Annotated in this window: 17 protein-coding genes; 9 read left to right on the forward strand and 8 right to left on the reverse strand. The window is 75.5% G+C overall.

Going from position 1 to position 21951, the window contains the following annotated elements; all coding sequences use genetic code 11:
- Positions 1–195 precede the first annotated feature (195 nt).
- The 6 genes from IPL61_34515 to IPL61_34540 all read left to right on the forward strand — a co-directional run bounded on the left by IPL61_34515 (position 196) and on the right by IPL61_34540 (position 7075).
- A complete protein-coding gene (locus tag IPL61_34515; protein MBK9036306.1) occupies positions 196–2793 on the forward strand; it encodes an NAD(P)-binding domain-containing protein in 2598 nt (865 codons plus the stop codon).
- On the forward strand, positions 2793–3008 hold the full coding sequence (locus IPL61_34520; protein MBK9036307.1) for a hypothetical protein: 216 nt from the start codon (positions 2793–2795) through the stop codon (positions 3006–3008). Before IPL61_34515 ends, IPL61_34520 begins: the two co-directional genes overlap by 1 nt.
- Before the next feature lie 15 nt (positions 3009–3023).
- Complete coding sequence (locus IPL61_34525; GenBank protein MBK9036308.1) at positions 3024–3665, forward strand: acetyltransferase; 642 nt, start codon at positions 3024–3026, stop codon at positions 3663–3665.
- A 374-nt stretch (positions 3666–4039) separates the two neighbouring features.
- Positions 4040–4876, forward strand: coding sequence for a hypothetical protein (locus IPL61_34530; GenBank protein MBK9036309.1), 837 nt, complete (start codon positions 4040–4042; stop codon positions 4874–4876).
- Positions 4877–4907: 31 nt separating this feature from the next.
- On the forward strand, positions 4908–5813 hold the full coding sequence (locus tag IPL61_34535) for a pseudouridine-5'-phosphate glycosidase (GenBank protein MBK9036310.1): 906 nt from the start codon (positions 4908–4910) through the stop codon (positions 5811–5813).
- Between the two features lie 53 nt (positions 5814–5866).
- Positions 5867–7075 (forward strand): hypothetical protein, encoded by a 1209-nt coding sequence (locus tag IPL61_34540; protein MBK9036311.1) that lies wholly within the window; start codon positions 5867–5869, stop codon positions 7073–7075.
- Positions 7076–7139: 64 nt separating this feature from the next.
- Here the strand turns inward: IPL61_34540 and IPL61_34545 are convergent, their stop codons facing one another.
- The 5 genes from IPL61_34545 to IPL61_34565 all read right to left on the reverse strand — a co-directional run bounded on the left by IPL61_34545 (position 7140) and on the right by IPL61_34565 (position 13925).
- Positions 7140–7748: a hypothetical protein gene (locus IPL61_34545; GenBank protein MBK9036312.1), complete on the reverse strand. Its 609-nt coding sequence runs from the start codon at positions 7746–7748 to the stop codon at positions 7140–7142.
- Positions 7749–7793: 45 nt separating this feature from the next.
- Positions 7794–8963, reverse strand: coding sequence for an acyl-CoA dehydrogenase family protein (locus IPL61_34550; GenBank protein ID MBK9036313.1), 1170 nt, complete (start codon positions 8961–8963; stop codon positions 7794–7796).
- A 59-nt stretch (positions 8964–9022) separates the two neighbouring features.
- Positions 9023–11026, reverse strand: coding sequence for a hypothetical protein (locus IPL61_34555; GenBank protein ID MBK9036314.1), 2004 nt, complete (start codon positions 11024–11026; stop codon positions 9023–9025).
- A 17-nt stretch (positions 11027–11043) separates the two neighbouring features.
- A complete protein-coding gene (locus IPL61_34560; protein ID MBK9036315.1) occupies positions 11044–12588 on the reverse strand; it encodes a hypothetical protein in 1545 nt (514 codons plus the stop codon).
- Between the two features lie 65 nt (positions 12589–12653).
- Positions 12654–13925, reverse strand: coding sequence for a sigma 54-dependent Fis family transcriptional regulator (locus IPL61_34565; protein ID MBK9036316.1), 1272 nt, complete (start codon positions 13923–13925; stop codon positions 12654–12656).
- A gap of 156 nt (positions 13926–14081) precedes the next feature.
- Between IPL61_34565 and IPL61_34570 the strand changes: the two genes are divergently transcribed.
- Positions 14082–14726, forward strand: a complete 645-nt coding sequence (locus IPL61_34570; protein ID MBK9036317.1) for a DUF882 domain-containing protein — start codon at positions 14082–14084, stop codon at positions 14724–14726.
- Between the two features lie 18 nt (positions 14727–14744).
- Here the strand turns inward: IPL61_34570 and IPL61_34575 are convergent, their stop codons facing one another.
- The gene (locus tag IPL61_34575; GenBank protein ID MBK9036318.1) at positions 14745–15455 is read right to left on the reverse strand and encodes a hypothetical protein; all 711 of its coding nucleotides are present in this window, start codon (positions 15453–15455) and stop codon (positions 14745–14747) included.
- Positions 15456–15731: 276 nt separating this feature from the next.
- Here IPL61_34575 and IPL61_34580 point away from each other — a divergent pair, with 276 nt between their 5' ends.
- Positions 15732–19343, forward strand: a complete 3612-nt coding sequence (locus IPL61_34580; protein MBK9036319.1) for a protein kinase — start codon at positions 15732–15734, stop codon at positions 19341–19343.
- 124 nt (positions 19344–19467) lie between these two features.
- On the opposite strand, the gene IPL61_34585 is transcribed toward IPL61_34580, so the two are convergent.
- Complete coding sequence (locus IPL61_34585) at positions 19468–20406, reverse strand: hypothetical protein (GenBank protein MBK9036320.1); 939 nt, start codon at positions 20404–20406, stop codon at positions 19468–19470.
- Between the two features lie 37 nt (positions 20407–20443).
- Here IPL61_34585 and IPL61_34590 point away from each other — a divergent pair, with 37 nt between their 5' ends.
- Complete coding sequence (locus IPL61_34590) at positions 20444–20845, forward strand: YbaN family protein (GenBank protein ID MBK9036321.1); 402 nt, start codon at positions 20444–20446, stop codon at positions 20843–20845.
- On the opposite strand, the gene IPL61_34595 is transcribed toward IPL61_34590, so the two are convergent.
- Complete coding sequence (locus tag IPL61_34595; GenBank protein MBK9036322.1) at positions 20837–21520, reverse strand: hypothetical protein; 684 nt, start codon at positions 21518–21520, stop codon at positions 20837–20839. The two genes, IPL61_34590 and IPL61_34595, sit on opposite strands and share 9 nt — an antisense overlap.
- Between the last annotated feature and the right edge of the window lie 431 nt (positions 21521–21951).

A 21951-nucleotide genomic window follows, 5' to 3' on the forward strand; every position in this document is an offset into this window, starting at 1 on the left:
GCAGCGCCGGGCGGTCACGCCACAGCGCGTCGAGGCGCACGGCGGCGCCGTCCTCGTCCTGCACCGTCAGCGATGGATCGAGCCGCATGGCCTTTCGACGCCGGAGCGCACGACAGGTTACCGACGCGTAACAGCATGACGCAAGCCGGCGAAAGTCCATTGTCCTGGCGCCGTCAAACCCCCTATGCTGGGGTGGTGACCTGGGTAGTTCCCCTCGGCCTGGGCGGGCTGGCCATCGCGGTCATGGCCCTGTTCACCATGCTGGGGGCGCGCAAGGCCCGGCTGGCCCAGGCCGTGCCCAACGCCGCCGCGCCGCGCATCCTGATCCACGACATCAACGACGACCGCTGCACCGGCTGCGACGCGTGCGTGGCGGTGTGCCCGACCAACGTGCTCGATCTGGTCGCCAACAAGAGCCGCGTGCTGCGGTTCCACGACTGCATCCAGTGCGAGGCGTGCATGTGGGCGTGCCCGACCGAGGCGCTGGTGATGTTCCCCGAGGGCTCCGAGCCGCAGGCGCTCAAGGTGCCCGAGCTCGACGACAGCTACCAGACCGGCGTGCCCGGCCAGTACCTGATCGGCGAGGTCGCCGGCAAGCCGCTCGTCAAGAACGCCGCCAACCTGGGCCGCGGCGTGATCGAGCACATGCTCCGCACCGGGCTGCGCGGCGGCGCGCTCGGCACGATCGGCGTCGACGTGGTGATCGTCGGCTCGGGGCCGGGCGGGCTGTCGGCGGCGCTCACCTGCCTGCAGCGCGGCCTCTCGTACGTGCTGCTCGAGAAGGAGCAGGAGATCGCGTCGACGATCACCCGCTACCCGAAGGGCAAGCTGGTGATGGCCGAGCCCTACGACACCCGCAACCTGTCGCTCCTGCCGGTGTTCGACTCGAGCAAGGAGCAGCTGGTCGCGATCTGGCGCGAGCTGATCGAGCGCACCGGCGTGCGCATCAACCAGGGCGAGGCGGTCGAGGCGGTGCAGCGCCTCGGCGACGGCACGTTCGACGTGCGCACGACCGTGGCCGGCTACCGGGCCCAGCGCGTCATCCTGGCCACGGGCACCCGCGGCAAGCCGCGCACGCTGCAGGTGCCCGGCGAGAACCTGCCCAAGGTCGCCAACCTGCTCGAGGATCCCGACGACTGGCGCGGCAAGGACGTGCTGGTGGTCGGCGGCGGCGACTCGGCGGTCGAGGCGGCGGTGGCGCTGGCCGACGCCGGCGCCCGCGTGATCATCAGCTACCGCGGCAAGTCGTTCAACCGCGCCGCGCCCAAGAACAAGCAGACCATCGAGGGCTACGCCGGCCAGCAGCGCCTCAAGACCAAGTACGGCTCGCAGGTCGTCGCGTTCGAGCCCGACGCCGTGATCCTCCAGCTCGACGACGGCTCGCAGAAGCGCTACCCGAACCACGGCGCGTTCGTGCTGATCGGCGCCGACCCGCCGGTGACCTGGCTCGAGAAGCTGGGCGTCCGGTTCGTCTTGCGCCCGCACCAGTACTCGCTCGGCAAGACCGACGACTTCCTGCGCCGGCTGGCGGGCGACCTCCAGGATTGCCCCGAGGACGCCGCCCGCGCGGCCGAGGTGATCACCGGCCGGCCCCAGGCGCCGTCGACGCACGGCGGTGATCGCCTGCCGTCCGAGGTCGAGCGCGCGCTGGCCGCGGTGTCGCTGCCCGACGCCGCGAGCGGGCCGAAGAAGTGGCTGCGCGCCGCCACCGGCCTGTTCGGCACCAGCCCCGGCAAGAAGGTCGAGCAGCCGATCCCGCTGTCCGAGTTCGCCAAGCGCCAGCGCACCGGCGCCAGCGGGCGCCGCGACGCGCTGTCGGCCGGCGAGCGCACGCGCGTGCTGCGCATGCTGCGCGACGAGGGCGGCCGCCTCGCCGACGAGGAGTCGCGGGTGTCGTTCGTCGATCTCGCGGCGCTGCGATCGGCCCCGCCGGCCCGCGAGCCCACGCCGATCCCGCGCCCGGCGCGCGCGACCGGCCGACCGGCCCCGGGCAGCGTGCCGCCGCCGAACGGCGACATCGTCGCCAAGCCGGCGGTGATCGTCGGGCTGGCCAAGGCCACCGCGGCCGGGCCGCGCACGCGCTCGGGTCGGGCCGACGAGATCGAGCTCGGGCCGGGCGTGCGGATGAAGCCGGGCAAGGCCCAGCGCGCCGCCGCGGCGCTGCCGGCCGAGCCGCCGCCGCGCCGCGGGCCGGTGACGCGGGCGCCGCCGGTGGCGCAGTTCACCGAGGAGCCGACCCGGCAGGTCGACGCGCCCGGTCGGGCCCTGCGGCGCGCCGCCGATCGCCGCGCGGAGTTCGATCGCGAGGATCCGACCCGCGCCGCCAGCGTCGACCCGCGCCTGCTGGCGCAGGCGAGCGAGGACGCGACCCGGATGTCGCACATCGATCCGCGCGCGCTGATGCAGCAGGAGGACGCGACGCGCCTGTCCCAGCTCGACCCCCGGGCCCTGATGGCGTCGGGTGACGCGACCCGGATGTCACGGCTCGATCCCTTGGCGCTGTTCGAGGAGGAGTCGACCCGCCACGACGGCGACGGCACCTACTCCGGCGACAGCGCCACCGGCTCGATCGATCTCGGGCCGCGCGATCAGTCGCGGCGCTTCCCGCGCCTGCCCGAGGAGGACGCCACCCGCATGAGCGACCTCGACGCGCTGGTCGCGACCGAGCGCGAGCGCGCCCGCGGCGCCCGGCCGGCGCCGCCGTCACGGGCCTCGGTCCACGACGAGGCCACCCGCGCGATCGACATCGGCCGCCCGACCAGCATGAGCGACGTCGACTGGGATCTCGACTGATGCAGTTCCCGCTGACCCAGCAGCTGATCGACGAGGCCCGACGGTTCGAGCTGCGCTCGGCCTGCCGCGACTGCTCCTTCTGGCTGGCCGCGCGCGGCGCGTGCGTGCACGGCTGGCCCGACGAGGGCCAGCGCCGCTGGCCGCTCGACGCCCACGCCACCGACGAGCCGACGCCGACCACGGCCGCCTTCTGCAAGGAGTTCGAGCTGCGCTAGGCGCGCTCGCCCGTCATGTCCCGCCCGCTCGTCATCGTCGGTGGTAGCGGCCACGGCCTCGACACCTACTGGCTGGCCGAGGCCTGCGGCTACGACGTCGTCGGCTTCCTCGACGACAGCGCCCACGAGATCGGCGACCGCATCCTCGATCGCCCGTGGCTGGGTCGGTCGGACGACTGGATCCAGGTCCAGGACGCCGAGCTGGTGGTCGCGATCGGCAGCCCGCGGATCCGGCGCGCGGTCGTGTCGCGCCTGACCACCGTCGGCTCGCCGCGGTTCGCCACGTTGATCCACCCGTCGGTCACGATCGGCCGGTTCGTGTCCGTCGCGCCCGGGTGCATGATCACCGCGGGCGCGCAGATCACGATCGACGTCACGATCGGTGAACACACCATCGTCAACCTCAACACCACGATCGCCCACAACGCGCGGCTCGGCGCGTTCGTGACGCTGGCGCCGATGGTGGCGATCTCGGGCAACGTGCGCCTGGCCGACGGCGTCGAGGTCGGCACCGGCGCGTGCGTCCGGCAGGGCCTCGCCGTCGGCGTCGGCGCGATGCTGGGCATGGGCGGCGTCCTGACCCGCGAGCTGCCGCGCGACGAGCTCCACGTCGGCAACCCGGCGCGGTTCATGCGGGCCCTGCCGCCCTGGTCATAGCCGGAGGCGCAGGCCGAGCCCGACCGACGCGCCGTCGATCGGCACGAACGTCCCCTGCACCACCGCCTTCACGCGCCACAGGTTGGCCTCGACGCCCAGCAGCCAGGGGACGGCGCTCATCGGACGCTCGCGAGCTGGTGGACGGGGTGGACGGGCACGCTCGATCGTACGTGCTCGGCGCGGCCGTCGCGAGTTCGCGCCGCGATCGTGACGGCGGTCGCGCCGCCGCGCGCGCCGCCGCTGCTACCATCGGGCCGATCGATGCAGGTGATCCTGGCGAGCGAGGTGCACGTCCCGCGCGGTCCCGACCGGCGCGGCGCCGACGCCAGCCGGGGCGGTGCGCAGCTCGCCGACGCGCCGCGGCCGGAGCGCGGATGACCGCGCCGCTCGACGAGCTCTACGCCGCGCCGCTCGGCGAGTTCGTGGCGGTGCGTAAGCAGCTCGCGACCAACGCCAAGGCCAGCGGCGATCGCGCCGGCGCCGCCGCGCTCGCCAAGCTGGCGCGCCCGACCCCGTCGGCCTGGGCCGCCAACCAGCTGTGGCGGCACGCCCGCCCGCTGTGGGATCGCCTGGTCGAGGCGACCCGCGCGGTCGGCCGGGGCGATCTGACCGCGACCGGCGAGCAGCGCGCCGCGCTCGCGGCCCTGCGGGCGCGCGCGGTCGAGCTGGCCCAGGCGGTCGCCCAGCCAGCGTCCGAGGCCATGCTGGCGAAGCTCGATACCAACCTGCGCGCGCTGGCCGCCCACGGCTGGGGCGCGACCGAGCCGGGCCGGCTCGTCGAGGACCTGCCGCCGCCCGGGTTCGAGGCCATGACCGAGTTCACGCTCGCGCCCGCCGCGCCCGCGCCCGCGCCGCCAGCACCACCCGCGCCGCCGGCACCGTCGTCGGCCCCAGCGCGACCGCCGGTCCTGACCGTCGTCGCCGACGACGAGGTCGCGATCGCGGCGCGCGCCGCCGAGGCCGCCCGCGCCGCCGCCGCCGCCGAGGCCGCCCGCGCCGAGCGCGCCCGCAAGGTCGCGCACCTGGCCGAGCGCCGCGCCGCCGCCGCGGTCGCCCGCGCGCGCGTCACCGAGGCCGCCGCCGCGCTGGCGCTGATCCGCGCCGAGGCCGATCGCGCCGAGCTGGCCTGGGCCGACGCCCGGGCCCGCGCCGAGGCCGCCGAGCGTGAGGTCGCCGTCGCCGCCGCCGCCCTCGGCGAAGCCCCGCCTTGACAAGCCCCACGCGCCGGGCGACAAGCGCCGCGTGGAGCTCGTCCTCGCGCCCGCGGTCGCCGACGCGCTGGCCGCCGGCGCCCCGGTGGTCGCGCTCGAGTCGACGATCATCGCCCACGGCCTGCCCTACCCGGCCAACCTCGAGGTCGCGCACGAGCTCGAGGCCGCCGTCGCCGCCGGCGGCGCGACCGCCGCGACGATCGCGATCGTCGACGGCGTGGCCCGGATCGGCCTGCCCGCCGACGACCTGGCGCGGCTGGCCGCCGACGGCGCCCGCTTCGCCAAGGCCGGCGCCACCGATCTCGCGGTCCACCTGGCCCGCGGCACCTCCGCCGCCACGACCGTCAGCGCCACCGCGCTCCTGGCCGCGCGCGCCGGCATCGCGGTGTTCGCCACCGGCGGCATCGGCGGGGTCCACCGCGGCGACGCCGGCGACGTCTCACACGATCTCACCGCGCTCGCGCGCACGCCGATCGCGGTGATCTCGGCCGGCGCCAAGGCCATCCTCGACCTGCCGCGCACCCTCGAGCTGCTCGAGACCCTCGGGGTCCTGGTGATCGGCTACGGCACCGACGAGCTGCCCGGCTTCTACGTGCGCGGCACCGGCCTGCGCCTCGACCACCGCGTCGACGACGCCGCCACGCTGGCCGCGATCTGTCGGGCCCGCTGGGCCGGCCTGGGTCAGGGCGGCGTGCTGGTCGCCAACCCGATCCCGGCCGAGGCCGCGCTCGACGCGGCCGCGATCGACGCCGTCATCACCGACGCGATCGCCGACGCCGCCCGGGCCGGCGCCATCGGCAAGCGCCTGACGCCGTACCTGCTCGGGCGCATCGCGACCGTCACCGGCGGCGCGGCCGTGCGCGCCAACCGGGCCCTGGCCCGCGCCAACGCCGAGGTCGGCGCCGCGCTGGCCGTGGCCCTCGCCACGGCGACCTGACCCCGACCCGCGCAACAGTTGCCCGACGCCGGTGGCCGTGGCAAACGGGATCCATGCGCGCATCGCCCTGGCTCGTCGCGGTCGTCGTCGCCCTCGTCGCTGGACCGGCCGCGGCCAAGCCGGTCCCGCCGCAGCACGGGCAGCAGGCGCCCCGGCCGCCCCCGCCGCCCAAGGTGATCAAGGATCCGCCGCCGCCGCCGGTGGTCGGGCTCACGCGGATCGGCGAGCTGCGCCCGACCCGGGGCTACGTCGACGACGAGGTCGTCGTCGACGGCGGCGCGCTGATCGCCCTGGTGCGCGACGGCGTCGACGTGCGCGCCACCCGGATCACGATCGCTGATGGCACCGTCGCGGGCGAGGTCGCGATCGGCGCGGTGGCGCCCGAGCCGCACCACGTCATCCCGGTCGGCGATCGCCTGCTGGTGGTCCACGGCGTCGAGACGCCGCGGGCCGCGACCCTGGTCGACGGCGCCGGCAAGCGGGTACGCGCGTGGAAGCCGGCCGAGGCGATCAGCCTGCGGATGATCAAGGGCAAGCCGACGCTCGTCGCCCACACCGCGACCGCCCGCGGCAAGGCCACGGTCCACCAGGTCGCCCTCTACGATCTGGCCACCGGCAAGAGGCTGCCGAAGAAGGGCGCGCCGCTCACGCTCGGCCCCGACGGCCGCGACGCCAAGCTCGACTTCACCCCGACCTACTTCCTCGACGACCTCACGCTCGCGGTCGGCGTGCGCGGCGGCGTGTTCCGCAAGGCCCAGAACCAGCGCTCGCCCGACACCTGGGCCAGCTACGATCTGGTCACCGGCACGTGGGTCGCCGACCAGCCGATCACCGATCCCATGGGCCTGGCGCGCAGCCAGCCGATCCTCGCCGCGCACACGGGCGAGCGCGAGTTCGTGCGCATGGCCGACGACCTGTCGGCGCTCGAGCTGTGGCGCGACGGCGCGTCGACCGAGCTCGCGCTCGACCAGGCGCTGGTGCTGTACGACCCGACGTCGGTGCAGTACGCGCGCCGCGGCGACACGCTGTGGCTGTCGCTCACGGTCGACCCCACCAACCCGCCGGCGGTGAAGCGCCAGAAGGTCGACGCCCGCTACCTCGATCTGTTCGAGGTCCAGGGCGACCGCGCGGTCCGCCGGGCCCGGCTCCTCGTCGACAAGCCCGGCGTGCGCTGGGGCTGGGCCGGCGACGTGTGGTGGGCGCTCGAGAAGCGCGTCGGCATCAGCCGCGGCGGGCCGATCATGACGATGTACCGGCTCTGAGCCGCGGCCTCGAGCACACCTGCGCAGGGCGTGGGGCGCGGCCGGCTGCGCCCGGGCGCGTCGGTCAGGGCCCGGCCGCGTCGAGCATCGCCGCGGGGTCGAGCACCGGCGCCGCGTCGATCGGCGGCGGCGGCGGCGCGGCGTCGATCGGCGGCGGCGTGCGGCGGGTCGGCCTTGGCGGGTCGACCGGCGCCGGGATCTCGGGCGTCACGCCGTCGCTGGTGATCTTCACGAGCCGGCCGTGGACGATGCCGTTGGTCACCGGCACGAACCGGTACCGGGCCAGGGTGTGGCCGGCCAGCACGAACGTGAACTCGTGCGCGATCCCACCGTCGCCGTCCCACACCACCGGGGTCACGCCGAGCCGGACGCCGTCGACCGCCGCGATCGCGCCGATCGGCGTCGAGCGCAGCAGCAGCTGCACCTGCTTGCGGTCGCGATCGCGGGCGCCGCCGCGCCCACCGCTGCGTGGCTGCGGATCGGGATCGAGCGCGAAGCCCGCGGCCGGGTCGTAGGTCGGCAGCTCGGTGATGCCGCCGTCGAGCGCGCCCCCGGCGTCGAGCGTCAGCGCGGTGCGCGGCGCCGGCGGCGGCCTGGTGTCACCGCCGCCACCGCCGCCGCAGGCGCCCCCGCAGGCGACCACGGTCGCGGCCAGGGCCAGGGCGTGCTTCATCGTCGACGACGCTACCGCACTCGCGGCGCCCGTGCACGCGGCCCGCTACTCGGCCTTCTTCTTCTTCTTGCCCGGCAGGATGTTCATCAGCTTGGCGATGATGCCCAGCATGATCTCGTCGGCGCCGCCGCCGATCGACATCAGCCGGGTGTCGCGGTACGCGCGCGACGCGACGTTGTCCCACATGAAGCCCATGCCGCCCCAGTACTGCAGGCAGGCGTCGGACACCTCGCGCGCCAGGCGGCCGGCCTTGAGCTTGGCCATCGACGCCAGCATCGTCACGTCGGCGCCGCCGACGTAGTCCTCGACCGCGCGGTAGACCAGCGACCGCACCAGCTCGACCTCGGTCCGCAGCTCGGCCATGCGGAAGTGGATGACCTGGTTGTCGATCAGCGGGCTGCCGAAGGTGTGGCGGTCGCGGCAGTACGCGATCGTCGCGTCGATCAGCTTGTCCATGCCCTTGAGCGAGCTGGCCGCGCCGAACAGCCGCTCCTCCTGGAACTGGACCATCTGCATCATGAAGCCCATGCCCTCGCCGCCGATCCGGTGGCGCTGGGGCACGCGCACGTCCTCGAAGTAGATCGGGCACGTGTCCGACGCGCGCATGCCGAGCTTGTCGAGCTTGGCGCCGATCGTCACGCCCTTGGCGCTGGTCGGCACGACGATCAGCGTCTTGTTCAGGTGGACCGGGCCGTCGCCGGTGTTGGCCAGCAGGCACAGCCAGTCGGCCTGGGCCGCGTTCGTGATCCACATCTTCGAGCCGTTGATGACGTAGTCGTCGCCGTCCTTGCGCGCCGCGGTCTTGAGCGCGGCGACGTCCGAGCCGCCGCCGACCTCGCTGACCGCGATCGCCGCGACCGCCTCGCCGGTGATCGCCGGCGCCAGGAACTCGCGGCGCAGCTCGTCGGAGCCCCACCGCGCCAGCGCCGGCGTCGCCATGTCGGTCTGCACGCCGAGCGCCATCGGGATCGAGCCGCCGGCGCAGGTGCCGAGCTCCTCGGCCACGACCGCCGAGTACGAGTAGTCGAGGCCCATGCCGCCGAACGCCTCGGGCTTGTTCACGCCCAGGAGGCCCAGCGCGCCGGCCTTCTTGAACACCTCGTGGGCCGGGAACGCGCCCGCCGCCTCCCACGCGTCGCAGTGCGGGTTGATCTCCTTCTCGACGAAGTCGCGGACGGTCTTGCGCAGCTGCTTGTGCTCTTCGGTGAACTTCATCGTCGGCGACGGTACACGCCGGTCGCGGCCGTCGCCACGGCCGCCGCCTTTCTTGCGCCTTACAGCAGCGTCAGGGCCGCCCGACCGACCGAGATCGCGGCGTCGCCCTCGGGCGAGAACGCGAGCACGCCGTAGACCGTGGCGTCGCGCCGCACCAGGTGGACCTCGGCCCGGCCGCGCTCGGTCGCCCAGGTCAGGCGCGACGCCGGCACGCCGGCCAGCGTGACCTCGGCGCGGCTCGGGTGGACGTCGACCATCTGGGCCATGCGCTGACGCACCAGCTGCTCGACCACGCCCAGCATGAGGCCGTCGTCGGGGCCGGGCGCGTAGATCGCGATCACCACCAGCTCGCTGCCGCCCCGGGTCCAGCGCCGGAGCACGCCCGCGGGGCCGACCTCGAAGCCGGTGCTGGCCTCGGTCCAGCCCGCCGGCACGGCCACGGCGAAGCCGTACCGGTGCTCGCGGAACGGCGGCCCGAGCTCGGTCGCCGGCACGGCGTCGGGCAGCTCGAGCTGCGCCGCGACCGCCGCGACCGCCGCGTCGCCGGGCCAGCCGTCGATCAGCGACCACGCGATCACCTGGACCGCGCGCCCGTCGGCCACGACCAGCGTGGTGCGCCGGCGCAGGCGCATCGACGCGGTCTCCATCGTCGACTCGAGGTAGCGCGCCGGCCACCCGGCCACGGTGACGTCGCCGGCCGCGGTCGGGTGATCGACCCGCGAGCGCAGCGCGCGCTCGAGCGCGGCCAGATCGCCTGACCAGGGCTCGGCGATGAGCTGGACGTACAGGCCGGTCGTCAGGTCCTCGGCCTGGAGCTGGACCGCGGCGTTGATCGCCCGCGCGTCGTCGCCGACGGTGATCCGCCACAGGCCGGGCGGTCGCCGCCACCGGAGCCGCTGGGTGAAGTCCTGGTAGACGCCGTCGCGCAGCGCGAAGTCGACGCCGACCACGTTCTGGTGATCGGGCGCGGCCGCGAGCTCCGCCACCAGCGCGTCGCTGCGCGCGCGCCCGAGGAACTCGATCGCGGCCAGGGCCGCGGTGGCCATCGGCCGCAGGGTCGCGCCTCCGGCCTCGGGGTACCAGATCGAGAACTGGTAGCCGCGCCCGTCGACGACGGCCGCGCCCCACAGCATCTCGGCGGCGAAGCCGACCAGGCCGTGCGACCGCACCATCCGCACCGGCCGGCCGCCGATGCGCAGCTCGACCGGGTCGCCGACCGCGGTCCACTGGGCGAGCGCGACCGCCTGGCGCGACGCGACGTAGGCGTCGGCGTCGACGCCGACCACCGGCTCGGTGATCACCGTCAGGTACCCGCCGCCGGTCTTGGTCTTGAGGCCGAACGCGGCCTCGCCGTTCATCCGCGCCAGCTCGGAGGCCGGCACCACCCGCCAGCTCGACGGCACGGTCACCGCCAGCCGGGCCGGCCCGTGCTCGAGGCGATCGCCGCGGAGGCGCCAGCCCAGCCCGTCGAGATCGCCGACCGGGGTCGCGTCGCTGCGCTCGCGCACCGGGCCGTCGGTGAGCGCGAACGCGGCCAGCGCCTGCTCGGCGACCGCCGCGGGCGGCGCGTCGCCCATCTGCACCGTCAGCACCTGGTAGCCGTGGCCCTGGTAGACGAACACCCGCCCGCGGATCGTCACCGGCCGACCGTCCTGAGCGCCGGTCACGACCACGCGCGACTCGTCGTGGCCATCGACGGTCACGGTCGTGACCTCGCTGTGCTTGTCGGCCGCGCCGATCGTGTCGAGGATCAGCTGGGTGTAGGCCGGCAGCTCGGCGCCGGGCAGCGACTCGACGATCACCAGCAGCATCACGCGCTCGTGCAAGAGCGCCGCGACCGCGTCGCCGTTGAGGCGCCGGGCGTCGGGCTCGCGCAGCACCTTCCAGCCCGCGCCCGGCCAGGCCAGCGTGAAGCGGTAGTCGTCGTCGACCAGCGTCTTGGTGGCGTCGTCGGTCGAGGTCGGCGTGAGCTTCTTGGCCTCCTCGGCCGGGTCGGGCCCCTTCTTGCACGCGAGCGTCCCCGCCACGACCACCGCGAGCGCCAGCGCGCGTGCGAGCTGCATCGGCCGAGGGTAGTCGATCAGTCGAGGAACGTCAGCGCGGTGCGACCGACGTCGAGGCCGCGGTCGCCGTCCAGGCCGTTGACGTTCAGGACGTAGAGGGTGCCGCCGCGCTCGAACACGTGCGCCTCGGCCACCCGTCCGCGGTCGCGCCAGTTCAGCCGCTGGGCCGGCACCCCGGCCACCGTCACCTGCGACCGCGTCGGCCGGCCCCAGTGCGCGAGCCGGTCGGTCAGTCGGGCGATCGCCGCGGGCTGGGTCTCGTCGGCTCGATCTGCGCCGCACACGTGCAGCTCGAGCCGCGCGGGCCCACGCCAGACCAGGTCGAGGCACCCGCGCCCGTCGGCGGGTCCGGGATCGCGCGTCCACGCCTGGGGCAGGTCGACCGCGAACCCGAAGCGCCAGTTCTGGTACGGCCGGCCGTCGTCGGCCGCCACCAGCGCGGGCGTGGACGCGAACCCGGCCTCGATCGCCTCGGCGTACCCGGCGCCGACCCACGCCGCCGCGACGTTGTCGGTGACGACCGACAGCGCGGCGCCGTCGCGCAGGCCGTACGCGACCCGCATCCGGTAGGGCACCGTCGAGTCGACGTCGAGCTCGGCGTACTGCGCCGGGACGTCGCCCAGGCGGGTCGCGCCCGACGCCGCGATCGTGGTGGCGCCGATCCGCGCGCGCATCGCCTCGAGGTACGCGGCCGCGCTGTCGGTCCACGGCTCGGCGCCGACGTAGACGGTCGTGCCCGTGTCCAGATCCGACGCGATCAGCCGCTGGCTCGGGTCGGCGTCGCTCGGCGCGGAGACCACGTGCGCGCGCCACAGGCCGCGCGGGTGGCGCCAGGTGAAGCGCCCGGCGAAGTCGCGGAACACGCCGCCGTGGTACCCGTAGTCAGCGCCGATCAGATCCTGGGCCTCGCCGGCCGCGGTCAGCTCGGCGACCAGCGCCCGGTGGCGCGCGCCCTCGAGGAACGACAGCCCGGCCACGATCGGCGCGAACCGCGGGCGCAGCTCGTCGCCGCGATCGATCGGATAGACCAGCACGACCTCGACGAAGCGCTGCGCGACGATCGCGCTGGTGTAGAGGCGCTCGGCCGACGCCGGCTCGCCGAACGTCGCCCGCTGCACGTCGAACTGGCGGCCGCCGATCGCGACCGGCTGCGGCCCGCCGATCGGCGTCCAGCCGTCCTCGGTCTTGGCCGCCAGCGCCGCGCGGTGGGCCTCGGGCTCGCCGGCGCCGATCGGGCTGCCGTCGATCGCCAGGTACAGCTCGTCGGCCGCGGTCGCGGCGGTGTAGCCGATCGGCGCCAGCGCGTACGCGACCTCGCCGGCCAGATCGAGCGCCTCGTGGGCGCGGAGCACCCGCCAGCCGGCCGGCACCACCAGCCGGGTCGCCGCGCTGACGTCCTCGAGCACGTCGCCGCGCAGCCGCCAGCCCGGGCCGCGCAGCTCGGCGAGCTCGGCCGGCGCCTCGACCGGCGCGCGCCGCGGGTCCTTGCACGCCGCGACCAGCGCCGCGACCAGCACCGCGACCACGGCCTGCGCGCGCCACGACCGGCTCGTCATCCGCACCCGCCGACCTTCGCGCGGATCGCCGACGCGGTCGACCAGGGCCACCGGGATTTCGCCGCCGGCGCTCATAGCCCGTAGCGCTTGAGCTTCTCGTACAGCGTCGACTGCGCGATGCCGAGCGTCTTCGCGGTCCGGGTCCGGTTGCCGCCCTCGCGCTCGAGCGTCTGCTTGATCGCCGCGCGCTCGATCGCCTCGAGCGACTGGCCGGCCAGCGGCAGCTCCTCGAGGTCGCGCTCGCGCCGGGGCGCGGCCGCCGGGAACATCAGGTGGCGGACGTCGAGCACCGGCCCGTCGATCATCGCCAGCGCCGTCGCGACGACGTTGCGCAGCTCGCGCACGTTGCCCGGCCAGTCGTACGCCGCCAGCGCCGCCATCGCCGCGGGCGTCGCGTGGGCGCGCCCCTCGAGCAGCTGGTCGACCAGGAGCGCGAGGTCCTCGGACCGGGCCCGCAGCGGCGGCACCTCGACCACCGCGGCCGTGACCCGGAAGTACAGGTCGGCCCGGAAGCGCCCGGCCGCCACCTCGGCCGCGAGATCGCGGTTGGTCGCGGCGATCACGCGCACGTCGACCGGCAGCTCGACCGAGCCGCCGACCCGGCGCACCTCGCGCTGCTCGAGCGCGCGCAGCAAGCGTGGCTGCAGCTCGAGCGGCAGCTCGCCGAGCTCGTCGAGGAACAGCGTCCCGCCGTGGGCGCGCTCGAACGCGCCGGCGCGCTCGGCCACCGCGCCGGTGAACGAGCCCTTCTCGTGCCCGAACAGCTCGCTCTCGATCAGCGACGCCGTCACCGCGCCGCAGTCGAACACCACCAGCGGCCCGGCCCCGCGCGGGCTGACCTCGTGGACCGCGCGCGCCAGCAGGTCCTTGCCGGTGCCGGTCTCGCCGGTGAGCATGATCGTCACCTCGGCCGCCGCCAGCTTGTCGAGCATCGCGAACACCAGCCCCATCACCGGCGCCGCCGACACCACGCCGCCGAAGCGCGCCAGGGCCGCGGTCGGCGCGTCGCTCTCGACGAACAGCCGGCTCGAGCCGATCACCGCCACCACCCCGGGCGCGAGCACCGCCTCGCGGATCGCGGCGCCGCCGACCAGCGTGCCGTTGGTCGAGCCCAGATCGCGCAGCAGCACGCCCGCCGGGGTCGGCTCGAGCTCGCAGTGCAGGCGCGACACGTGCGGGTCGGCCACGATCAGATCGGCGTCGGCGCCGCTGCCGACCCGGAGCCGCCGCCGGCCCAGCGGCTGCCGCGCGACCGTGCCGTCGACCGCGACCAGGCTGACCCAGCGGGCCGGCAGCGCGGCCGCGGGCTCCAGCTGCTGGGTCGGTTGACGACGGCGAGCCATGACCGGTTTCCGGTGGTTGCACTCCGAAAATCGGAGGGCAGCGCCATTGTGGCACCCTGAGCCGCCCTCGCCAGGCCGGAAGCCACCGAGATCGTGACGGCCGCCCGGGCGCCGCCGGGCCGTCAGCCTGGCACGTCCCTTGATGTACCCCGGGGCATGGCCGCGATCGCTCTGCTCCCGCTCGTCGCCGCCGGCTGGCTGTCCGCCGGGTCGGCGCCGACGCCAGCGACCGTGCTCGACGCCGCCCGCGACGTGGTGGCCGAGGCCCAGCGCCTGACCCAGGCCGACCGGGTCGAGGTGACGATCTTCAACGTCAACTACCCGGCGACCGACACCGTCTATATCGGCCGGGACGGCGCCGTGGACGACGCCACGCGCAAGCAGCTCGAGGGCATCTTCAAGTGCAAGCGCACCAAGCGGCAGCACGCGATCGATCGCCAGCTCCTCGTGATGCTCGCCGACGTGGCCGCGCAGTACCCCGGCAAGACCATCGAGTACGTGTCGGCCTACCGGGCGGTCGACCCGCGCGAGTCGCGCCACCGCCAGGGGCGCGCGTTCGACTTCCGCATCCCGGGCGTGCCGCTCACCGAGCTGCGCGACTACGTCTGGACCCACCACACCGAGGTCGGCGTCGGCTGGTACCCGCAGAGCAACTTCATCCACATGGATCACCGCCCCGGCGCCAAGGACTACGCCTGGACCCAGATCGGCCCCACCGAGCACGGCAACCCGTCGTGGTCGGCCCGCGCGCGCCGCGCCGAGCCGCCGACGCCCCGGCCGCGCCACCGCGCCGGCGTGTGAGCGCCCGGCGCTAGCCGCTCACTGCGCCGGGGCCCAGCTCAGGCGCGGGCCGATCGTCCGCGCGCCCGCGAACGTGGCGACGAGCTCGTAGGCGCCGGCCGGGATCGCCGCGCCGCTCGTGGTCAGGCCGCTGAACGGATAGCTGCGCGCGGTCGGCGTGAACTCACCGGGGATGTCGGCGGCCGCGAACTCCAGCTCGTCGCCGTCGACCAGCGGATCCGGATCGAGCGCGAGCGCGAGCGGCACCATCGACCGCGTCACGGTCGTGACCGCGACCAGGCGCGAGGCCTGGCTGCCGGTGAACGTCAGCGGCGCGGTCGGCAGGCGCACGCCCTGGACCACGATCAGGTGCAGATCGTCGGGGACGATCGCGGCCCCGCCGCAGCCGCCGACCCGCGCGACGTCGCCGCCGAGCCGGTAGTTCGCGGCGGGCACGCGGACGCCGCCGTCGCGGCCGTCCCAGGTCACCATGCCGTCCTCGAGGTTGGCCGGCGCCAGCGCCACGTCGGCCACGCCGTCGGTCGCGATCGCGCGCAGCCGGACGCTCGCGCCGGGATCGCCGTCGGCCCGCCACCGGATCGTCACCGAGCCGCCGGCGGTCAGCTCGGCGAAGCCGTCGGGCGCGGTCAGCGCGAACGCGCCAGCGCTCGGACAGACGACGTCGTCCGCACACGCACCGACGAGGATCGACGATCCGACCATGACGATCATCGCGGGGCGGGTGCGCACATCGCCATACTAGTACCTCGCCACAGGAAGCTGATCGGTTGAGGACGCCGATCCATCGCCGATCGCTGCGTTGCAACTCCTCGAGTTCCAACCAGGAGCCCGTCGTCGTTGCGCGTTGCGCTCGGCGCGCCTCGGCGCCCGCGACCAATCACCTCCCCTGTGGCGAGGTACTAGCCCCACCGGTCACCGCGATCGATCCGATCTCAGGTCGAGGTGTGCGCGGGCCCACCGATCTTACTCCGCCGCGCGCACCCTCGACGACGGTACGATCAGCGCGTGTCGACGCCGCGCAGCCTGCGCTCCGACCCGTCCAGCGGTGGCCGTGCGCCCACCGGCGGCTTCGAGGGCGACGATCGGTTCGAGCTGCGGCGCCTCGTCGGCGAGGGCGGCATGGGCGTGGTCTACGAGGCGTTCGATCGCGAGCGCGAGCTGATCGTCGCGCTCAAGACCCTGCGCGCGGTCGACGCCGAGGCGCTCTATCGCCTCAAGACCGAGTTCCGCGCGCGCGCCGATCTCGAGCACCGCAACCTGGTGCGCCTCGGCGAGCTGCGCCACGCCGACGGCCACTGGTTCTTCACGATGGAGCTGGTCGACGGCGTGACGTTCCTCGATCACGTCCGCGATCCGATGGCCGATCCTAGCGTCACCGGGCCGCCCGGCGACGACGTGCTGCCCGGGACCTTCGACGAGGCGCGCCTGCGCGAGAGCCTGCGCCAGCTCGCGCAGGGCCTCGACGTCCTGCACCGGGCCGGCAAGGTCCACCGCGATCTCAAGCCGTCGAACGTGCTGGTCACGCGCAAGGGCCGCGTCGTCGTCCTCGACTTCGGGCTGGTCCGCGACGCGGTGATCGCCCAGGTCACCGACGCCGCGGTGGTCGGCACCGCCGCGTACATGGCGCCGGAGCAGGCGATGACCCCCGCGGTGATGCCCGCGGCCGACTGCTACAGCGTCGGCGTGATGCTGTTCGAGGCGCTGACCGGGCGGCTGCCGTTCGAGGGCCGCGCGATCGAGATCCTGATGCGCAAGCAGCAGGCGACGGCGACGCCGGTCGCGCGGTTCGGGCCGGTCCCGGCCGATCTCGCGCGCCTGTGCGACGAGCTGCTCGCGCTCGATCCCGAGCGGCGCCCGACCGCCGCCGACATCGTCGCGCGGCTCTCGACCCGGACCGCGCGCGCGCCCGATCGGGTCGCGCCGTTCGTCGGCCGGGCGCCGGAGCTGGCGGCGCTCGACGCCGCGCTCGAGGACGTCCGCGGCGGCGCCGCCCGGGCGGTCTGCGTCGAGGGGCCGTCGGGCATCGGCAAGAGCGCGCTCGTGCACGCGTTCGTCGAGCGCCTCGACCAGCGCGCGCGCGAGATCCCGGTCCTGACCGGGCGCTGCTACGAGCGCGAGTCGCTGCCGTTCAAGGGCATCGACGGCGTCGTCGACGCGCTCGTGCGCGATCTGCTGCGGCGCGATCCGATCGACGTCGCGCTCCTGCTCACGCCCGAGGTCGACGCCCTGGCCCGCACGTTCCCGGTGCTGCGCCGGGTCCCGGCCATCGCCCGGCTCTCGGTCCGAAAGCCGGACAGCCCGATCGAGCTGCGCGCGCGCGCCTTCCGCGGCCTGCGCCAGCTGCTGGCGGCGCTGGCCAGCCGCCACCCGCTGGTGGTCGTGATCGACGACATCCAGTGGGCCGACAGCGACAGCCTGGCGCTCCTGGGCGAGATCCTCGAGCCGGCGTCGGCGCCGCCGATCCTGCTCATCCTGACGTACCGGCGCGACGGCGGCCCGGCCCTGGCCCTGCCGGCGCCGATCGCGACGCTCGCGCTGGCGCGCCTGTCGGCGGCCGAGGGCCGCGCGCTGATCTCGCTCCTGGCCCCGACCCGCGCCGCGGACGCCGACGCGCTGGTCGACGAGGCCGACGGCCACCCGCTGTTCTTGCAGGAGCTGGTGCGCCACAGCGCCGGCGCGGTCGCGCGCCTCGACGAGGCGCTCTGGGGCCGGGTCACGCGCATGGAGCTCGCGGCCCGGCGCGTGCTCGAGATCGTCGCGGTCGCCGGCGCGCCGGTGCCGCAGGGCGTGATCGGCACCGCCCTGGCGTTCGAGCGCCCGGCCCTGGCCAAGGCCATCGACTCGCTGCGCGCCACCTGGCTGGTCCGCACCGGCGGCACCCGCAGCCACGACCCGATCGAGCCGTACCACGACCGCGTGCGCGAGGCCGTGGTCGCGCGGATCCCGGCGGCGCGACGCCGCCGCTACCACCAGCGCCTGGCCGCCGCGCTCCTGGCCTCGCCCGCGGTCGAGCAGGCGCCGCTGCTGGTGGTGCGCCACCTCGAGGCCGGCGGCGCGCTCGAGCACGCCGCCGAGCTGGCCGAGGTGTCGGCGCGGCGGGCCAGCGACACGCTCGCGTTCGAGCTGGCCGCGGATCTGTGGGCGGCGGCGCTGCGCATGGGCACCCACGACGACGACTCGCGCCGCGCGATCCTCGCGGCCCGGGCCGAGGCCCTGGGCTACGCCGGCCGCGGCCACGCCGCGGCGCAGGTCTACCTGACCGCCGCCGACGGCGCCGAGCCCGAGCTGGCCGCGCGCTGCCGACGGCTGGCCGCGCACGAGCTCCTGGTCAGCGGCCACGTCGCCGAGGGCCGGCGGCTGCTCGACGAGGTGCTGGCGTCGATCGGCGAGTACAACCCGCGCACGATCGGCGCGGCCAAGCGCTGGCTGGCGTGGCTGTGGTTCCGCACGCTCGTGCGCGGCACCCACTTCACGCCCCGGCGCAGCCCCGACGCGCGCTCGCTCGACCAGCTCCGCCTCGACGTCTACCGGACCGCGTCGCTCGGCCTCGGCATGGTCGAGGTCATCGCCGGCGGCGCGTTCCAGGCCCGGGCCCTCCTGGTCTCGCTCCGCCTCGGCGATCGCCGGCGCGTCACGTACGCGCTCGCCTACCACGCGATGTACCTGGGCTCGAGCGGCATCCGGGTGCCGCTGGCCCGGCGCGCGGTCGCGCGCGCGTTCGTGCTGGCCCGTGCGTGCGCGAGCCAGTTCCTGGTCGCGTGGGCGCGCGCGGCCGAGGGCATCGTCGAGTTCTTCGCCGGCCGTCACGCCTACGCGATCGCGACCCTGTGCGAGGCCGAGATCGCGCTGCGCGAGCGCTCGGTCGGCACCGCCGCCGAGATCAACCAGGTGCGCGTGTTCATCGCGTTCGCGCTGCGCCGCCACGGCGACTACCGCGAGCTGGCGGTGCGTCAGCGCGAGTACCTGCGCGACGCCAACCGCCGCGGCGATCGCTACGCCGCCGCCAGCTTCCAGTGGTCGAGCAACATCGTCTGGCTGGCCGCCGACGATCCGGCGCGGGCCCGGGCCGAGCTCACGCCCGAGATCTGGTCGCCGCCCGAGGCGGGCCTGCACCTGCAGCACTGGTTCCGCGTGCGCGGCCTGTTCGAGCTGGCGCTGTACCTCGGCGACGACGCCGGCGCCGCCGAGGCCGCCGCGCAGATCCGACCGTTCGCGGGCCCGGCCTTCGCCCACGTCGAGGCGGTCCGGACCGAGACCCTGTACCTGCTGGCCCGGGCCGCGATCGTCCGCGGCGACGTCGCGGCCGCCCGGGCCGCGATCCGGCCGCTGGGCCGCGTGCGCGCACCGTACATCCGCGCGTTCGTGCGCATCATCGTCGCGGCGATCGAGGTGCTGGCCGCGCGGCCGGCCCGGGCCCGGGCGCTGCTCGACGGCGCCATCGCCGACGCCGACGCCACCGACATGATCGCCATCGGCGCCCTGGCCCGCCGGCGCAAGGCCCAGCTCGACGGCGACGCCGCCGCGCTCGCCGCCGCCGACCAGATCCTCGCCAGCCGCGGCGTCGTGGCGACCGCCACGTTCGCGCAGGTGTTCGCGACCTGGCCGGCCGCGCGCTGACGCGGGGCGATGCCCCAGTGCGCGCGGGTGTTCGCGACCTGGGCGGCCGCGCGCGGACGCGTGCGATGACCGCGATCGCGCAGGTGTTCACGACCTGGCCGGTCGCGGCGGCGATCCGCGCGCGTCAGCCGACCACCAGCCCGGCCGCGGTCCAGGTCGCGCGGCGATCGGCGCGCGCGACCCGGGCCCAGTCGAAGCTGTCGACCAGCGCGCGCGGGGTGATCGCCGCGGGCGTCGCGGTCAGGCCGCACGCGTGCGCCAGCGCGCCGCACAGGCCCGGGCCGTCGTAGTGCCCGCGCAGCACCGTCGCCGGGATCGAGCCGTGGAGCTTGGCCAGCTTGCCGCCCTCCTCGGCGAGCAGCAGCAGGTGGTGGCGGTAGCGCGGCGTCGGCAGGCCCAGCGCCTGCTGGATGCGCACCTGCGTCGCCGTCGACGCGGCGATGTCGCGGCCGCGCACGACCCGGGTCACGCCGCTCGCGGCGTCGTCGACCACGACGACGAGCTGGTACGCGACCACGCCGTCGCGCCGCACCACCACCGGGTCGCCCATCTCGGCGGCGGGGTCCTGCGACAGGTCGAGGCCGCCGTCGTCGACCAGCGCCAGCGGCCCGTCGTCGAGCCTCAGGCGGACCGGCACCCGCGCGTCGCGCCAGGTGCCGTCGGGCAGGCCGCGCCCGCGGCAGCGGTTGTCGTAGGCCCAGCCACCGTCGGGCGCGCGCCGTCCGCCGGTGCGCACGCGGCGCGAGCACGCGCACGCGTACAGCCGCCCGGCCGCGGCCAGCCGGTCGAGCGCCGCGGCGTGGTCGACGCGGCGCTGCGACTGCACCGTGACCTCGTCCCAGTCGAGGCCGAGCCACGCCAGGTCGTCGAGCAGCGCGGCCTGCCACTCGGCGCGGCAGCGGGTGTGGTCGAGGTCCTCGAGGCGCAGCAGCACCCGCCCGCCGGCCGCGCGCGCGTCGAGCCAGACCAGCAGCGCCGACAGCAGCGTGCCGGGGTGCGCCAGCCCGGTGGTCGACGGCGCGAACCGCGACACCACCGGCGCGTCGTCGGGCGCGGCCACCATGGTCGGAGGATAGCGCGGCCGTGGTATCTCCGTCGCCATGGCCTGGGCGCCCGTCCGCTGGCTCTACCTGTTGCTCGGGTGGGTGTTCTTCGCCCTCGGCGTCGCCGGCGTGATCTTGCCCGCGGTGCCGGCGACGCCGTTCATGCTGCTGGCGCTGTGGGCGTGGTCGCGCAGCTCGCCGCGGCTCGAGGCGTGGCTCTTGGCGCACCGGGTGTTCGGCCCGACCCTGCGGGCGTGGCAGGCCCACCGGGTGATCTCGTGGAAGGCCAAGGCCGTGGCCTGGGTGTCGATGGCCGCCAGCCTGATCTACCTGCTCTTCGTCCGGCAGGCCGCGTGGTGGATCCTGGCGATCACCGTCGCGGTGATGGCCTACGGCGTGTGGTTCATGGCGCGGTGCCCGTCGCGCGCACCGTCGCCGCCGACGCCCGCGTCAGGGTAGCGTGCGGCACGCCATCGCGCCGCACCGCTTGAGGCCCTTGCGGTAGCGCTCGGGCAAGAGCGACTCGTGCTTGGCCGGCGGCGGCGGGCCGGCGATCGGCCGATCGAGCGGCGCGCCGTCGTCCTTGCCGAAATCGATGACGCCGGCGACCGGCGTGGCCACGGCGACCGGCGGCGGCGCCAGCTGCAACAGCGCCCGGCTGTTGGCCTCGAGGGTCAGGTCGGCCGCGACCGCGCCGCCGGGGCCGCGCGCGACGAAGTGGTAGGTGCCGGCCGGCAGCTTCCAGCGACCGGGCGCGACCGGCACGTCGGCGAACGCGTCGATCGCGATCGTGACGCCGACGGCGTCGCCGACGTCGAGCTCGACCGGCGACCACAGCTCGCGGGTCGCGACCTTGGCGATCGCGATGCGGGCGGCGCGGGCCGCGACCGCGTGGCTCGCCAGATCGGCGCAGGTGCCGACGAGCAGGCTGGCGCGGGCGTGCTGCCCGGCCTTGACCAGCGCGATCGCCGCGTCGCACTGACGGGCAGCGTCGCCGCTCGCGACCGCGCCGGCGACGTCGATCGCCGCGACCCGCGCCTTGCCCTTGGCGTGCGCGCCGCGGCCCTTGCTGCGCCCGGCGGCGGCCGGGCTGGCGACGAGGGCGACGAGGGCGAGGGCGGCGAGGGTGCGCATCGTGGAGATCGAGACAGCGCGGACGGGCCGGGGTTGCACCAGTGTGCCACGGCCCGCGGGCATGCGCTTTCGCGCAGTTGGCGCCGTCGACGAACGTCGCGGTTGACAACCACCGATCGGATCCGTAGATGAGACGTTCAGAGGCAACGCCATGCCGCGCACCCAGCTCCCTCGTCCCGCTCGCCGCCAGCTCCTCGCTGGTGCGGCCGCGCGGGCGTGCGTGCAGCCGGGCCTCGTGATCGCGGCCTGGGCGTTCACGCCCGTCGCTGGCTGACCCGCGGCGGCCGCGACGACGATCGTCCCGACGATCGCGCGTCGCCCGACCGCGGGGATGGCCCTGCTCACCGCGCACCGCCGGTGCGCGCCGCTGGTGCGTCGCACGCGCGCCGCACACCTCCGCACGTCCGGACCGCGCCCGCGGTCCGGCAGGA

The organism is Myxococcales bacterium (assembly GCA_016717005.1).
GTDB lineage: Bacteria > Myxococcota_A > Polyangia > Haliangiales > Haliangiaceae > UBA2376.

What these genes read in the sequence shown, in the direction of transcription:
- IPL61_34565 (MBK9036316.1), bottom strand. Translation starts at nt 13,925, where the DNA reads ATGGCTCGCCGTCGTCAACCGACCCAGCAGCTGGAGCCCGCGGCCGCG.
- IPL61_34520 (MBK9036307.1), top strand. Translation starts at nt 2,793, where the DNA reads ATGCAGTTCCCGCTGACCCAGCAGCTGATCGACGAGGCCCGACGGTTC.
- IPL61_34530 (MBK9036309.1), top strand. Translation starts at nt 4,040, where the DNA reads ATGACCGCGCCGCTCGACGAGCTCTACGCCGCGCCGCTCGGCGAGTTC.
- IPL61_34590 (MBK9036321.1), top strand. Translation starts at nt 20,444, where the DNA reads ATGGCCTGGGCGCCCGTCCGCTGGCTCTACCTGTTGCTCGGGTGGGTG.
- IPL61_34525 (MBK9036308.1), top strand. Translation starts at nt 3,024, where the DNA reads ATGTCCCGCCCGCTCGTCATCGTCGGTGGTAGCGGCCACGGCCTCGAC.
- IPL61_34550 (MBK9036313.1), bottom strand. Translation starts at nt 8,963, where the DNA reads ATGAAGTTCACCGAAGAGCACAAGCAGCTGCGCAAGACCGTCCGCGAC.
- IPL61_34540 (MBK9036311.1), top strand. Translation starts at nt 5,867, where the DNA reads ATGCGCGCATCGCCCTGGCTCGTCGCGGTCGTCGTCGCCCTCGTCGCT.
- IPL61_34545 (MBK9036312.1), bottom strand. Translation starts at nt 7,748, where the DNA reads ATGAAGCACGCCCTGGCCCTGGCCGCGACCGTGGTCGCCTGCGGGGGC.
- IPL61_34555 (MBK9036314.1), bottom strand. Translation starts at nt 11,026, where the DNA reads ATGCAGCTCGCACGCGCGCTGGCGCTCGCGGTGGTCGTGGCGGGGACG.
- IPL61_34570 (MBK9036317.1), top strand. Translation starts at nt 14,082, where the DNA reads ATGGCCGCGATCGCTCTGCTCCCGCTCGTCGCCGCCGGCTGGCTGTCC.
- IPL61_34595 (MBK9036322.1), bottom strand. Translation starts at nt 21,520, where the DNA reads ATGCGCACCCTCGCCGCCCTCGCCCTCGTCGCCCTCGTCGCCAGCCCG.
- IPL61_34585 (MBK9036320.1), bottom strand. Translation starts at nt 20,406, where the DNA reads ATGGTGGCCGCGCCCGACGACGCGCCGGTGGTGTCGCGGTTCGCGCCG.